Here is a 13,297-nt window from a genome sequence, read left to right on the forward strand (position 1 = left end):
TTTTGAGTTCGGCGCAAAAACAAAAAAGTCCCGATTTAGTCGGGACTTTTTTAAATAATTTGTTTTGAAGATTAAGCTTCAGCCACTTCGTGGGTTAGGGCCTCATCAACTAAAATACGTCCGCAATGCTCGCAAACAATAATTTTTTTACGCTGACGGATATCTAACTGACGTTGAGGAGGAATCTGATTAAAGCAACCTGAACAAGAATCGCGATCGATTGTTACCACAGCTAAACCATTTACAGCATTTCTGCGTAAACGTTTGTAAGCCACTAACAAGCGCTCATCTATGGTTGGCTCTGCTTTATCAGCTTTCTTTTGTAATTCCTGCTCTTCCTTTTCAGTTTCAGAAGTAATTACATCAAGTTCGCCTTTCTTAACTTCTAAATCTTTTTTTCTGCCTTCTAATTCAGCTTTTGCAGCTTCATAGATTTCAGTTTTTGAAGTGATTTCGAAACCGTGTTCTTTAATTTTTTTCTCAGATACCTGAATATCTAAACCTTGAATCTCAATTTCTTTAGTCAAAGCATCGTATTCACGGTTGTTTTTAACTTCCTTTAATTGAGTATCGTATCTTTTAATAGCTGCCTGAGCATCTTTAATTGTATTTTTACGGGTTACGATAGAATCTTCAAGATCATCAAGATCTGCCTTAATTTTCTGAATTCTGGTTTCTAATCCTAACACATCATCCTCAAGATCGGCAACTTCCATTGGCAATTCGCCTCTTACCTGACGGATTTTATCGATTTTTGTGTGGATATTTTGTAATTCGTATAAAGCCTTTAGCTTCTGTTCTACGGTTTGTTCCATTAAAACAAGTAATTTATGGGGTTTGTATTTTGCTCCGTTAAACGGATTGCAAAGTTAGTAAATTTTTTCTGAATAATTTCAACCAATAAATTTGATGTAAATTGTTCAGTTTCAAAGTGTCCGATGTCGGCAATGATAAGTTTTTCTTCGGCATCGAAAAACTCGTGATATTTAAAATCTGCAGTAATGAAGGCATCTGCTCCTGCGGCGATGGCTTCTTTTAAAAGGAAACTTCCGGAGCCACCGCAAACTGCAACTTTTTTTATTCTTTTAGGTAAAACTGAGGTATAGCGAACAACTTTTGCCTGCATTTTGTCTTTAACCATATGGAGGAAATCGTAGGCTTCCATATCATATTCGAGCCAGCCAACCATACCCGAACCTACTTGCTGGTGTTTGTTTTCAAGGTTATATAAATCATAAGCTACTTCTTCGTAAGGATGGTTTTCAAAAAGCGCTACTAATATCTTTCTTTCTGATTGAATTGGATAAATAAGTTCAATTCTAACTTCCTGTTCATGGTGGCGAACGCCTTTTTCGCCAACAAAGGGATCGGCATTTTCATTTGCTTTAAAAGTTCCAAAGCCATCTGCATTAAAACTCGTTTCACTATAATTGCCGATGTTTCCACCGCCGGCGTAGAAAAGAGCAGAACGTAACTGCTCGGCCTGTGCCTGCGGACAAAATGTTACCAGCTTTTTTAACAATCCAGCTTTTGGAGAAAGCACTTTTATACCACTAAGCCCGAGTTTTTCGCAAATTCTGGCATTCACCCCTGTATGCACCGCATCAAGATTGGTGTGTATAGCGTACAAGGCAACGTTGTTTTTAATTGCTTTTAAAATAACCCGCTCTACGTAGTTTTTCCCATTTAGCTTTTTCAGTCCCTTAAAAACTATCGGATGATGGGTAATTATCAGGTTACATCCGGTAGAAATTGCCTCATCAACAATTTTCTCTACACAATCAAGCGCAACAAGCGCCGCCCGGATATCCATATTCGGGTCGCCAACTATTAAACCTGAATTATCGTAATCTTCCTGGTAGTTTAATGGCGCAATGCTTTCCAGATAATTTGTTATTTCTGATAACCTCATGGCATAAAGATAGAGATTTGAGCAAAAATACGAAGCTTAAAAGATAAGGCGGGCGAGAAACTTTCTAGGTTTTGATAAACGTTTTTTTATAAACCCGACAGAAACAAAAAGCCCGCAAACCCGATTTTCATCGGGTGCGGACTTGTAGTGTATGGCGGGACTAACATTAAAAATTGCTGCTGCCCCTGCTTTTCTAAAAATTAGGAGAATTATTGAAATCCGCCCATTCTAACCATTTGCAAACTTTCGAAAACCATTTTCTGGTTGTGTTCAAAAGCCAGCGTTTTGTGGTTTATAATGTCTACAATAGACCCAATGAAGCATAAACCGATGGTTAAAAGGTATAAAACGCCCATTCCAATTTGGCCAACGATGAATCTTTGTAAACCTGGCACCACAAATAAGCCGATTAAACAAAAAATTAACATATCTGAAGGGTTTTTCCTTTTGCTGCTGTAAACCATCAGGAAATTACGCAATTGTTGTTCGGTTAAGCCGGTAGTTGCTTGTTGTAAGTAAGAATATTCCTCTGGTGTTATACCTGGTAACGACATTAGAGGTGATTGATATATATCCATGATTTCTATGTGTTTGTTGTTAAATATTTTTTGCTCGTTTTGTGTTTTATCAATGTTATTATTCTGTACACTATAATTATTAAAGCGGGAAAACCTAACCAATGCTCGTAAAAGCTTTTTGTAAATTCGCCGTGTAAAATATGGCTTATCGACCTTCCCAATCCACACCCCGGGCACCAATCTGCAAGGCCTAAATTAGCCAGCGGACAAAGTGTAAAGTGATGCTCGTTTGCATTTGTTGCGGCCATTAACACTAACGCTGTTACCCAGAAAAAAAGTTCTAAAGGCAAGCTTTTTAAGTGTTTCATGTTTCGCTTTTTATATTGTTTAGAAGTAAAGGAAAAAGTTTTGTTACAGAAAGAGGCATTAATTCGACCAACGCTAAAAATTAAACGACCAAGTGCTTTACCGGTTCGAAGAAATATTTTGCATTTAACAAAAATGTAGCTGCAAACTTAAAAAACCTTTACAGAAGTTTACGGTTAAATATAAAAGATAAGCTTATTTTTGTGCCTTGAATATTCGCGATTTAATAAACAGATACAAAACCGACGATAGGGTAACGCAATTTACCAAAGCGTTGAATACTTCTAAAAATCCAAAAATCCAATTGAAAGGATTAGTGGGCTCTGCAGATGCATTTGTTGCCCTGTCATCTTACTTCATTTTGCATAAGCCTCTGCTTTTTGTTTTGCCTGATAGGGAGGAGGCGGCTTATTTCCAATCTGATTTAGAGAGTGTTCTGGATAAACAGGTTTTACTTTTTCCGTCATCCTACCGGAAATCTTTCGATTTTACACAGGTTGATACAGCAAATGTTTTGGCCCGTGCCGAAGTTTTGAATGAGCTTAACCACGATTCTGAATACGGAAAAATTGTTGTTTCTTACCCTGAAGCCATTGCAGAAAAGGTAATTGACCGGTCTGCGTTAGAGAAAAACACGCTGGAAATTAGTTTAGGCGCTAAGCTCGGTATCGATTTTATAAATGAGTTTTTAATAGATTATGATTTTGACCGGAGGGATTTTGTTTATGAACCCGGGCAGTTTTCCATCCGTGGGGGTATTGTAGATATTTTTTCTTTTTCTTCTGATTTGCCTTACCGCATCGAGTTTTTTGGCGATGAAGTGGAAAGCATCAGAAGCTTCGAAATTGAAAGTCAGCTTTCTGTAGCTGATGTTAAGTCGCTTACAATTGTGCCAAATGTGCAGGCAAAGTTTTTAACGGAAAGCAACATCAGCATTTTAGATTACATTGATGGCGACACCCAGCTTTGGTTTAAAGATGTTGAGTTTACGTTAGACATTGTTAAAGCTGGCTTTAAAAAGGCAGTAGAACTTTGGAAAGCTTTATCGCTTGCCGATAAGACGCAAAACCCCGAATGGATTGACCCTAAATTCGCTTTTACTGATGAAAAATTACTTGGCGATCACCTTCAGGATTTCCCGATTATAGAGTTCGGAAAGCAGTTTTTTTACCAGACCGAAAATCGTTTCGAATTCGAAACCCGACCGCAGCCATCATTTAATAAAGATTTCAACCTCCTTATTCACAATTTAAAAGAGAATGAGAAAGCCGGTATCGTGAATTTTATCTTTACCGATTCGCCCAAACAAATTGAACGTTTGTATGCCATTTTGGAAGATATTGATAAGACTGCAAAGTTCACACCAATTAACAGCATGCTAAGGGAAGGCTTTGTTGATGCGCAAATTCAAACTGCCTTTTACACCGACCACCAGATTTTTGACCGCTACTACAAGTATAAGCTTAAAAAGGGTTATCAGAAAAGTCAGGCCATTACGCTTAAAGATCTCAGGGAGCTAAAATCCGGCGATTACGTTACACATATAGATCACGGTATTGGAAAATATGCCGGTTTGGAAAAGGTTGAAGTTAATGGCAAAACCCAGGAGATGATTCGTTTAATTTATGCGGATAACGATTTGCTTTATGTTAATATCAATTCGCTAAATCGAATCGCAAAATATAGCGGCAAAGAAAGTGGCGTTCCGAAAATGAATAAACTGGGTACCGATGCCTGGGATAAACTGAAAAAAACCACAAAAAAAAAAGTTAAAGACATTGCCCGCGATTTAATTAAGCTTTACGCTTTACGTAAAACGCAGGCCGGAACCGCGTTTTCACCCGATGGCTATCTTCAGACTGAATTAGAGGCGTCCTTCATTTACGAGGATACACCCGACCAGTTGAAGGCCACTCAGGATGTTAAGAAAGACATGGAATCTCCACATCCAATGGACCGCCTGGTGTGCGGTGATGTTGGTTTTGGTAAAACAGAAATTGCCGTTCGTGCGGCATTTAAAGCCGTTGCCGAAGGCAAACAGGCTGCAATTTTAGTTCCGACAACGATTTTAGCGCTACAGCATTTCAAAACTTTCTCATCAAGACTAAAAGATTTCCCGGTTACGGTAGATTACATAAACCGTTTTAAAACCAACAAACAAATTAAGGATACGCTTGCAGAAGCCGCAGCAGGAAAAGTTGACATACTAATCGGTACACATCGTTTACTAAGTAAGGATGTTAAGTTTAAAGACCTCGGCATTATGATTATTGATGAGGAGCAAAAGTTTGGCGTTACCGCCAAAGAGCGGCTTAAAGCTGTTCGCGTAAACGTTGACACCTTAACGCTCACGGCAACGCCTATTCCCCGTACTTTACACTTTTCTTTAATGGGCGCCAGGGATTTATCGATAATTAGCACGCCACCGCCAAACCGCCAGCCGGTTAGTACCGAATTGCATGTTTTTAATGATAAGCTAATTCAGGAAGCGGTGCAGTTTGAATTGGATAGAGGCGGTCAGGTTTTCTTTATACACAACCGCGTAAACGATTTGATGCAATTGGGGGGCTTAATTCAGAAACTCGTTCCAAAAGCAAGAATTGGCATTGCACATGGGCAGTTGGATGGCGATGCGCTTGAAGATGTAATGCTCGATTTTATCAACGGAGAAAAAGACGTTTTAGTGGCCACCACAATTATTGAGGCCGGATTAGACATTCCAAATGCCAACACAATAATCATCAACCATGCGCACATGTTTGGGCTGAGCGATTTGCACCAAATGCGTGGCCGCGTTGGCCGCAGCAATAAGAAAGCGTTTTGTTATTTGCTTTCTCCGCCTTTATCTACCTTAACATCCGAAGCAAGAAAACGCCTGAGTGCAATAGAAGAGTTTTCTGATTTGGGCAGTGGCTTTAATGTTGCAATGCGTGATTTGGACATCCGTGGAAGTGGCAATTTACTCGGTGCGGAACAAAGTGGCTTTATTGCCGAAATTGGTTTCGAAATGTATCATAAAATTTTAGATGAGGCGATTCAGGAACTTAAAGAAGCAGAATTTAAAGGATTGTTTGAAAACGAACCCGCCCGTCCTTATGTCGGTTTTACGCAGGTAGATACTGATTTGGAATTATACATTCCGGATGCTTACATAACCAACATTACCGAACGTTACAATTTATATACCGAATTATCTAAACTTGATAATGAAACAGAACTTGCTGTTTTCGAAAAGCATTTAGCGGATAGGTTTGGTCCTGTTCCACCGCAGGTTAAAACCATGTTGAGCGTTGTAAGGCTGCAATGGTTAGGCAAAAAACTGGGTTTCGAGAAAATCAGTTTCAAGAAAAATAGTTTACGTGGTTATTTCTTAAGTGATAAGCAATCGAAATACTTTGATTCAGAGACTTTTACAAAGATTTTAAGTTTTGCGCAAAATCATCCACGGATGTGCAATTTAAAGGAGGTTAAAAATACTTTGCGCATCGCTTTTGATAACGTGAAAACGGTTGAAGAAGCTATTCAAACTTTAGAACTGATTGATTAAAATGCTAGACCCAACACTATTGCTTGATTTGGTTAAAATGCAAATGCCATATGGCAAATACAAAGGTTATTTAATTTGCAATATTCCCGAAAGTTATCTGCTTTGGTATAAAGATAAGGGGTTTCCAAAAGGCAAACTGGGCGACTTAATGGCAACTATGTTTGAAATTCGGGTTAATGGATTGGAATACCTTTTGACGCCACTAAAGGGAAAATAACTTAATGCGGGAAGTTGTGCGGCTGGGAGTATAATTTTTCTGAGCACACAGAAATTTTTGGAGAATATTCTTGCTGTCGGTTGTGTTGTTTAGTTAGTATGGTGTTTTATTATTACCTGATAATCAAGAAGTTCATGGAAGTATAGTGTAGAAAACAGAGTGAAATAAGACAAAAAAATTGTTTTAGTTCACAGTTATTTTTTTTTGTTGCCTGGTTTAATTATTGCCACAGAAACACGGAATTCACGGAAGCAGAGCGAAGTAAGACAGAGAAATTATTCAGTTGTTTTGTTTCATTGCCCGTGGTGTTTCATTGTTGCCAAAGAAACCTAGAGTGCACGGAAGGAAGATCTAGAAAATGAGTGATGTAAGCCAAGAGAATTATTCTAACGCACAGCCTTTTTCATCACATGTCGCACCATCATTTTGATTTAGTGAAGTTAGATTTGTTTTAGGCTGAGCAGATTTCCATTCGGCGAAGCTTTTGGTCAGGGCATCGGTAAATGCTTGAACAGGCTGGGCGCCAGAAACGCCGTATTTTCTATCCATTACGAAATACGGAACGCCGCGAATTCCCAAATTCTGGCTTTCGTAAACATCGTATCGAACAGCCTCGGCAAATTGCGCACCCTGTAAAACCGCTGATGATTCTTCCCTGTCTAATCCCATCTCTTGCGCCAGTTGCAACAATACTGCATGTTCACCGATATTCAGGCCTCGTACAAAGTGTGCTTCAAAAAGTTTTTCTTCGGCCAAATCCTGAAGATTGTGTTTCGCCGCCAAATGAATCAACCGGTGCGCATCAAAGGTGTTTGCGGGGATATTTTTATCGAAGTTTATTGTTAAACCAGCATCAGCCGCCATGTCCGAAACCTGCTTTGTCATCTGTTTGGCCTGTTCAACCGGCATTCCTTTACTTCTCGAAAGATAATCGTAAACCGTTTCATTGCTTGTGTTGTGGTACTCCGGGTTTAGCTGGTAGCTTTTCCATTCAACATCGATTTCGTTTTTAAACGGTAAAACTTCCATCGCCTTTTCAAAATGACGCTTCCCGATATAGCAAAACGGACACATTACATCCGACCAGATTTCTACTTTCATGGTGTAAAACTACTCAATCCGGAATTGAGCCGCGTAAACAGAAAGTAAAAACTGTAAAGTTAGTTTTGATGCTCAGGATTTGCTTTTATTCTTTATGTTTGGTTAAACAAATTATTTAATGATGAAAAAAATTCTATTATCGCTCTTAGTGGTTGCTACTTCTTTTGCAGCCAAAGCCCAGCTTGAAGGTTCAAAGCAGATTTTTGAAAGCCCGAAACTTAAATCGGAAAAAGCCACTCACAAGCTCGTAGCAATTCTTCCTTTTGCTACCAAGATTTCTTATAAGAAAATGCCAAAAAACTTTAATGCAGAGGCAAATAGAGATCAGGAAAAAACGATGTCTAAATCCATTCAATCGAGTATGTATACATTTTTGCTCCGCAAAGCGGGCGACTATACGGTAGAATTTCAGGATGTAGATAAAACAAATATCTTGTTAAAAAAAGCTGGTATTGCTGATAAATTAGATGAAATGACGAAAGATGAAGTTGCGAAAATTCTTGGTGTTGATGCGGTTTTAGGCGGCAGTTTTGAAACGGAGCAAACAAAAACCGAAGCAGGAGCCATCGCATCAGCCGTGTTGTTTGGCGGTTTTGGCGGCAAAACCGGTACCGGAACGCTTACACTTACGCTGAATAGCGGCACTTCTGGTGATTTACTCTGGAGATTTTTTAAAACGATGAACGATAGCATCACAACATCTACCGATGATTTGGTTGAACACATGATGCGAAAGGTTTCGAGAAACTTTCCTTATTCAAAATAGACCCACACAAGTCTAACAAAAATGGCCGCTTCAATTGAAGCGGCCGTTTTTATTTACAAGAAAATCTATTTATACAACTGATTAAATATCAATTTAAACGTTCCATGCGTCTGTGCCCTAAACGCAATCTCCGGACCAAAAGCGTAAAGTTTTCCTTTGCCTACATTGGCTTCAAAAGCTGTTACGCCATCTTGTAAATATGCTTGTCCCCAGGCCCATCCGCTTCGCAATGGTGTTGCAGAGTTAAACCACATTAACGGTTTTATTTTCCCTGATGCAATGGCATCTCCCGTTAATTTAAAAACCGGGCTGTTGTCAAAATAAACGTCGGCTTCATGCTCCATGCCCCAATTTGCTTGCTGCTTATTATCAACTTCTACATTGAGCACGCTCCCCGGAACATAATATTTTTCATCAGGAAGTCTTTTTTCTGTTCCATTTACAATTTCAACCATTGCATTGCGAACAGGTAACTGTAAATGGTAAGCCAAGTTGGTGCTCGAACCAATTGTTACGATCTTACCGCCATCTTCAAGAAATTTCTTTAGCTGAGGAATTGATTTGTCAGGCGTTATTCTTCCGGTTTGTTTTTTAAACTCGTCGGGTACGTCCTGCGCATTTGGCGCACCAAAACCACCCCCGCCCCGTGCAATAGCGCCCGCAGTAGGCAATGCCGGTATGGCGCCCCCCACAAACACAATTACATCGTATTTTGATTTCAAATCTCCAGCGTCGATATCTTGCGGATAAATTACCGTTGCATTGTAGTGGTATTGCTCCATCATCCAGCGTACCCAGCCGGAAGCCATCGAGCCACCATAAGTATCCCAAAGGGCAATTCTTCCAGCAGTAACCTTAATTTTATTTTTTGGCGCACTTGCAGATTTCAGCTTAACATTTGCTTTTTCTAAAATATTTTTGGCGTTGCCGGAAGCCGGAACATAAAAGTCTCCATTTTCTGCGGAGCGATAGACCTCAACTTTAGCCTTTAACAAGTCATTTACTGCCGTGTAAGAGTCGTTTTGTGCGGAAGCCAACACATAGCCCGGCCCTGCATCTAACTTGTTCTCCGGCTTTAACAATTGTCCGAAAGGAACCCGCTCAAAAGGGCCCGAGAAATCATCAAGCAATCTATCAAACTTCACATCCATCATGTAAGCTAGGGTCCAACCGGCCGCATCGTAAGGTGGTATTGGCGCACTACCTTCATATTTAAAATCATTTGGGTGGTCTTGTGGTTCAAACATATCCAGAACGTGTGGCCTGAAAGCCTGATCGGTTTTTACCACATAGCTTCCTGCCGGATAGTTTTTGCCCGCAACGGTAAAGGCCGCGGTTGCTTTTTGCACCAAAATTCCTGTTCTTATTAAAGCATTAAGAAATTTAATCGCTGAGTTGAAATCGGGCTGATCTGCAGATAAAATGTAACCTCTGGCGTCGCGATTTAACGGCGCCTTCATCACCGTATCATAGGCTTTCATGCTCATTAAACCTCTTCCCCTACCTGATTCGCCGGCACCCGTTGAAGCTGGTGTTTTGGCCGCAGCATTTATTGCATCGATTTTTTTAGGCGAAAAAGACCAGGTATCTTTTTTTCCTCTGTCGATAGAGTTTTTGCCCATTTGGTAAATGTTGTACAGCAATTCATCGCGATAGCGCTGGGCATAACCTAAAACAGCATAATTTAACGAAACTGAGTAGTCTATCGAATTTTTAAAATACCACTTTCTGGGTGTAATTGGGTTTGGCGAGTCACCGCTTGGCAACAACCTCGACGGAACAAGTGGAATGTCAGAAGGTGTGGGGCTGCCAATAATCTCAGTTAACAAACCAACCATATTGTGGAAATATGTTGTCGTTCTTAACCCGCCATTATACCAGGTTGAATAAACTGAACCGCCTCTTTGTGTATAACCAGGCTTATTTTCAACGTTCATTCTGTTGTGCATTGCGGCACCAACAGCATCTAAACTTGTTAAAATTGTTGGGTCAAACACATAGTTAAACGGGTCTCGGTAAGGCGGACCTGCAACTACCGTTCCGGCTGGGCCTGCCTGGTGGTGGTTGTACATAATTTGGGGCAACCACTCTACAAAAAGCTGCCTGCCCATATTTTGCGTTTCTTTGAGGTTTAGCATAAAAAAATCGCGGTTATTATCATGCCCAGCGTATTTTTCATAAAGTCTTGGTAAGCCCGACAAAGTTCCTTTCTTCGGATCTTTATCCCTCATGTACCAGTTGCTTACCAGCTCCTGCCCGTCAGGATTGGCATGCGTGAACAGGATAATCACGTTATCTAAAATCTTTAACGTTTCCGGATCTGTTTTAGATGCAAACTCGTACGCAGTTTGAATTAACTGATGTGCGCCAACAACCTCATTTGCGTGCAAGCCACCATCTATCCAAACCACTGCTTTACCTTCTTGCGCCAAAGCTTTGGCCTGCTCGGTACTGAGTTCGGCGTGCGCCAGTTGCTGCGATATCTCTTTATACCTTTCTAGTTTTTTCAGGTTTTCTGGCGAAGAAACGATAAGCATGTACTGGCTCCGGCCTTCTTCGGTTTTCCCGATATCGACAAGTTTAACCCGTTTCGATGTCTCTGAAAGTTTTTTGAAGTAAGCTTCTGTTTGTGTGTAGTTTGCGAGCTGGTAATCGTCGCCGATGTCGAAACCGAAGTGCGATTTTGGGGTCGGAACTTCCTGTGCAAAAGCAGTTGCACAACTCAACATTAAAAAGGCAAAACATAACCTCTTAAAGTAGATTTTTATCATTTTCGGGAAAGTTTGGTTGGTTAATACCAAATATATAACAGAAAGCCGAGGTTAATATGCTTGCTGTAAATTTGTTACAGTTAGGTTTTAATTAAAGCCAAACCAACACAATCTTCGAAGAAATATTAATACAAAATTAAATAGAGATAAGCGTAAACAACCGGAGCAGCAAGCAACAAACCATCGAAACGATCGAGCAAACCGCCATGACCAGGAAGCAGACCACCGCTGTCTTTTGTGTCTAAACTGCGCTTTAGCATCGATTCCACTAAATCGCCAAGGGTACCGAAAGATGCAATTAATATGGCCATGCCTACCCATACCGTTGGTGTTGTTTCTTTAAATAAGAAAGATAAGCCATAGGCAACTATTGCGCTCGTAAACATACCGCCAAAAAAACCTTCCCAGCTCTTTTTGGGCGAATGCCGCTCAAATAATTTCCGCTTTCCATACTTTACACCAAACAGGTATGCTCCGGTATCGTTTGCCCAAAGCATTAGTAAAAATGCCAGCGGAAAATGAAAATTGTAAGCATTCCAATCCCTTAGAAACCCCAGCGCATGGAAAAAGCAGAAGGGAAAGGTTACGTAAACAAAGCCCACAAAAGTGTAAGATATGTTGGCAAAAGGAATTTTGTTCTTCTTGTATAACTCCGTAATAAATACCGAAAAAATTAGTGGGATGCAAAGCAAAAGGTACTTAACATCATATTTTAAGTAATGCAAACCGGCAGCCATTAAAAAGATTACCGAACCCGCAGCCAAGCCAATATTTCTATGCGGCCGAATGCCCGAATTCTTTATCAGCTTATAAAACTCGAAAAGCGAAAGAATGCTTAGAATAAGGTAGAATGCCGTGAAAACATAGCTTCCTAAAAACACGGAGCCTAACATCACAATGGTAAAAAAGAAGGCAGTTATTGCTCTGGTTTTCATGGTTAAAATCTAAAAATTGAAAGGGTAAAACAGTCGGGATTTACCGTGCTATTCGATTTCATTTTTAACAATATATTCAATGGCCTTATCGAAATCTGCTTTATTTACCAAAACATTAATTTCGCCAAAATTGTAAGCCGATAACTGCTTATTTATTACAACGGCAGGAATATCTTCTTCAATTAAACCTTGTTTTAAAACCTCGGCGGCAAATGCATCGCCTGTTGTGTATACTTTAACCCAATTTTCGCTCACGGTGTGCTGTATCATTAAAAAGTTTAAACAAAGCTATGGTTAATATTGCACTAATTAAATAGCCGTACCATGGAAATCCAATCGGGTCTTCTGCTTTATCAAGTGGCATATTGTGCTTCTGCATGTAAAAAGCTACACAAACTGCATAACCATTATTTATAAAGTGGCCCAACATGGCGTACCAAATGCTTCCGCTAAAATAATATAAATAACCAAATCCGGCGCCAAGCAGCAGCCTGGGCACAAAACCATAAAACTGCATATGGATGGCGCTAAAAATTATGGCTGATAACCAAATTGCTGCATGCGGGTTATTAAAGGCCTTATTTAACGACCTTTGTACGCCACCACGAAACATCAGTTCTTCACCAATGGCCGGTAAAACCGCTATCATAACCAGGTTTACGATAAAATCCCAGTTATTCCGCATGGTTAAAAGTTGGATGGTCATTTTCATTGCCGCTTCCTCACTCTCCTTCATCCAATCTTCCAGCCACTTCAAACCCGATGGCAAAACCATTTTCTGATTGGTAACCGCAACCCATTCCATAAACGGCATCGAAGCAATCATGATAATAAGCACCAAAATTAATAATACGGCTTTGGGCTTCCCGAAAGCATAAAAATTTGAAGGTTTCTTTCTATTTGTATAGGCAAGCGCTAACGGCGGAGCAACAAACATCCCTATCGAGGTGCCAATCTGAAGTATTTTAAGTGCGTCAGTAAATCTTGGATCTCCTGCGGTAATTAAACTAATATCTTTAACTATGCCAAGGCCATAAATAGCCAAAATGATTAAGCATGAGATAATTGTGAATAAAATTGCGCCAACTATTGCGTAAAATAAAAGTAAAAGTAATTGCAGGAAAGGATTCATTTCTTCCTGATTTGGCGTTACAACATTCATTA

12 protein-coding genes are annotated in these 13,297 nt (G+C 40.0%); 3 read left to right on the forward strand and 9 right to left on the reverse strand.

From position 1 onward, the window contains the following. Positions 1–71 precede the first annotated feature (71 nt). The 4 genes from ASG14_RS00825 to ASG14_RS00840 form a co-directional block, all read right to left on the reverse strand. Positions 72–815, reverse strand: a complete 744-nt coding sequence (locus ASG14_RS00825; RefSeq protein WP_056869177.1) for a zinc ribbon domain-containing protein — start codon at positions 813–815, stop codon at positions 72–74. Beyond that, the gene (locus tag ASG14_RS00830; protein ID WP_056869178.1) at positions 815–1,912 is read right to left on the reverse strand and encodes a Nif3-like dinuclear metal center hexameric protein; all 1,098 of its coding nucleotides are present in this window, start codon (positions 1,910–1,912) and stop codon (positions 815–817) included. The genes ASG14_RS00825 and ASG14_RS00830 overlap by 1 nt, the downstream gene beginning before the upstream one ends. 209 nt (positions 1,913–2,121) lie before the next feature. Then, positions 2,122–2,490, reverse strand: a complete 369-nt coding sequence (locus tag ASG14_RS00835; protein ID WP_056869179.1) for an NINE protein — start codon at positions 2,488–2,490, stop codon at positions 2,122–2,124. 5 nt (positions 2,491–2,495) lie between these two features. Further along, positions 2,496–2,798: a DUF2752 domain-containing protein gene (locus ASG14_RS00840; protein WP_056869180.1), complete on the reverse strand. Its 303-nt coding sequence runs from the start codon at positions 2,796–2,798 to the stop codon at positions 2,496–2,498. A gap of 206 nt (positions 2,799–3,004) precedes the next feature. On the opposite strand from ASG14_RS00840, the gene mfd reads away from it, so the two are divergent. Together mfd and ASG14_RS00850 are read left to right on the forward strand one after the other, a co-directional pair. Then, positions 3,005–6,343, forward strand: coding sequence for a transcription-repair coupling factor (gene mfd / locus ASG14_RS00845; RefSeq protein ID WP_056869181.1), 3,339 nt, complete (start codon positions 3,005–3,007; stop codon positions 6,341–6,343). A gap of 1 nt (position 6,344) precedes the next feature. Next, entirely contained in the window at positions 6,345–6,560 is a 216-nt protein-coding gene (locus ASG14_RS00850) for a DUF3820 family protein (RefSeq protein WP_056086366.1), read from the forward strand. A 381-nt stretch (positions 6,561–6,941) separates the two neighbouring features. Here ASG14_RS00850 and ASG14_RS00855 read toward each other — a convergent pair whose 3' ends face one another. After that, positions 6,942–7,661, reverse strand: coding sequence for a DsbA family oxidoreductase (locus tag ASG14_RS00855; RefSeq protein WP_056869182.1), 720 nt, complete (start codon positions 7,659–7,661; stop codon positions 6,942–6,944). A 118-nt stretch (positions 7,662–7,779) separates the two neighbouring features. Between ASG14_RS00855 and ASG14_RS00860 the strand changes: the two genes are divergently transcribed. Beyond that, positions 7,780–8,427: a hypothetical protein gene (locus ASG14_RS00860; RefSeq protein ID WP_235528475.1), complete on the forward strand. Its 648-nt coding sequence runs from the start codon at positions 7,780–7,782 to the stop codon at positions 8,425–8,427. A gap of 65 nt (positions 8,428–8,492) precedes the next feature. On the opposite strand, the gene ASG14_RS00865 is transcribed toward ASG14_RS00860, so the two are convergent. From ASG14_RS00865 to ASG14_RS00880, 4 genes are all read right to left on the reverse strand, one after another. Further along, positions 8,493–11,198 carry a M14 metallopeptidase family protein gene (locus tag ASG14_RS00865; protein ID WP_056869183.1) on the reverse strand — a complete coding sequence of 902 codons (2,706 nt, stop codon included), beginning with the start codon at positions 11,196–11,198 and terminating at the stop codon, positions 8,493–8,495. Positions 11,199–11,323: 125 nt separating this feature from the next. After that, on the reverse strand, positions 11,324–12,133 hold the full coding sequence (locus tag ASG14_RS00870) for a phosphatidate cytidylyltransferase (protein WP_056869184.1): 810 nt from the start codon (positions 12,131–12,133) through the stop codon (positions 11,324–11,326). 48 nt (positions 12,134–12,181) lie between these two features. Beyond that, a complete protein-coding gene (locus ASG14_RS00875; RefSeq protein WP_082491279.1) occupies positions 12,182–12,403 on the reverse strand; it encodes a putative signal transducing protein in 222 nt (73 codons plus the stop codon). Then, positions 12,369–13,295, reverse strand: a complete 927-nt coding sequence (locus ASG14_RS00880) for a CPBP family intramembrane glutamic endopeptidase (protein ID WP_056869186.1) — start codon at positions 13,293–13,295, stop codon at positions 12,369–12,371. Before ASG14_RS00880 ends, ASG14_RS00875 begins: the two co-directional genes overlap by 35 nt. Positions 13,296–13,297 lie beyond the last annotated feature (2 nt).

It is taken from the genome of Pedobacter sp. Leaf194, from assembly GCF_001423945.1.
Classification (GTDB): domain Bacteria; phylum Bacteroidota; class Bacteroidia; order Sphingobacteriales; family Sphingobacteriaceae; genus Pedobacter.

Bases quoted from the DNA above. Each gene is read 5' to 3' on its own strand.
- ASG14_RS00825 (WP_056869177.1), bottom strand. From the start codon at position 815: ATGGAACAAACCGTAGAACAGAAGCTAAAGGCTTTATACGAATTACAA.
- ASG14_RS00830 (WP_056869178.1), bottom strand. From the start codon at position 1,912: ATGAGGTTATCAGAAATAACAAATTATCTGGAAAGCATTGCGCCATTA.
- ASG14_RS00835 (WP_056869179.1), bottom strand. From the start codon at position 2,490: ATGGATATATATCAATCACCTCTAATGTCGTTACCAGGTATAACACCA.
- ASG14_RS00840 (WP_056869180.1), bottom strand. From the start codon at position 2,798: ATGAAACACTTAAAAAGCTTGCCTTTAGAACTTTTTTTCTGGGTAACA.
- ASG14_RS00850 (WP_056086366.1), top strand. From the start codon at position 6,345: ATGCTAGACCCAACACTATTGCTTGATTTGGTTAAAATGCAAATGCCA.
- ASG14_RS00855 (WP_056869182.1), bottom strand. From the start codon at position 7,661: ATGAAAGTAGAAATCTGGTCGGATGTAATGTGTCCGTTTTGCTATATC.
- ASG14_RS00860 (WP_235528475.1), top strand. From the start codon at position 7,780: ATGATGAAAAAAATTCTATTATCGCTCTTAGTGGTTGCTACTTCTTTT.
- ASG14_RS00865 (WP_056869183.1), bottom strand. From the start codon at position 11,198: ATGATAAAAATCTACTTTAAGAGGTTATGTTTTGCCTTTTTAATGTTG.
- ASG14_RS00870 (WP_056869184.1), bottom strand. From the start codon at position 12,133: ATGAAAACCAGAGCAATAACTGCCTTCTTTTTTACCATTGTGATGTTA.
- ASG14_RS00875 (WP_082491279.1), bottom strand. From the start codon at position 12,403: ATGATACAGCACACCGTGAGCGAAAATTGGGTTAAAGTATACACAACA.
- ASG14_RS00880 (WP_056869186.1), bottom strand. From the start codon at position 13,295: ATGAATGTTGTAACGCCAAATCAGGAAGAAATGAATCCTTTCCTGCAA.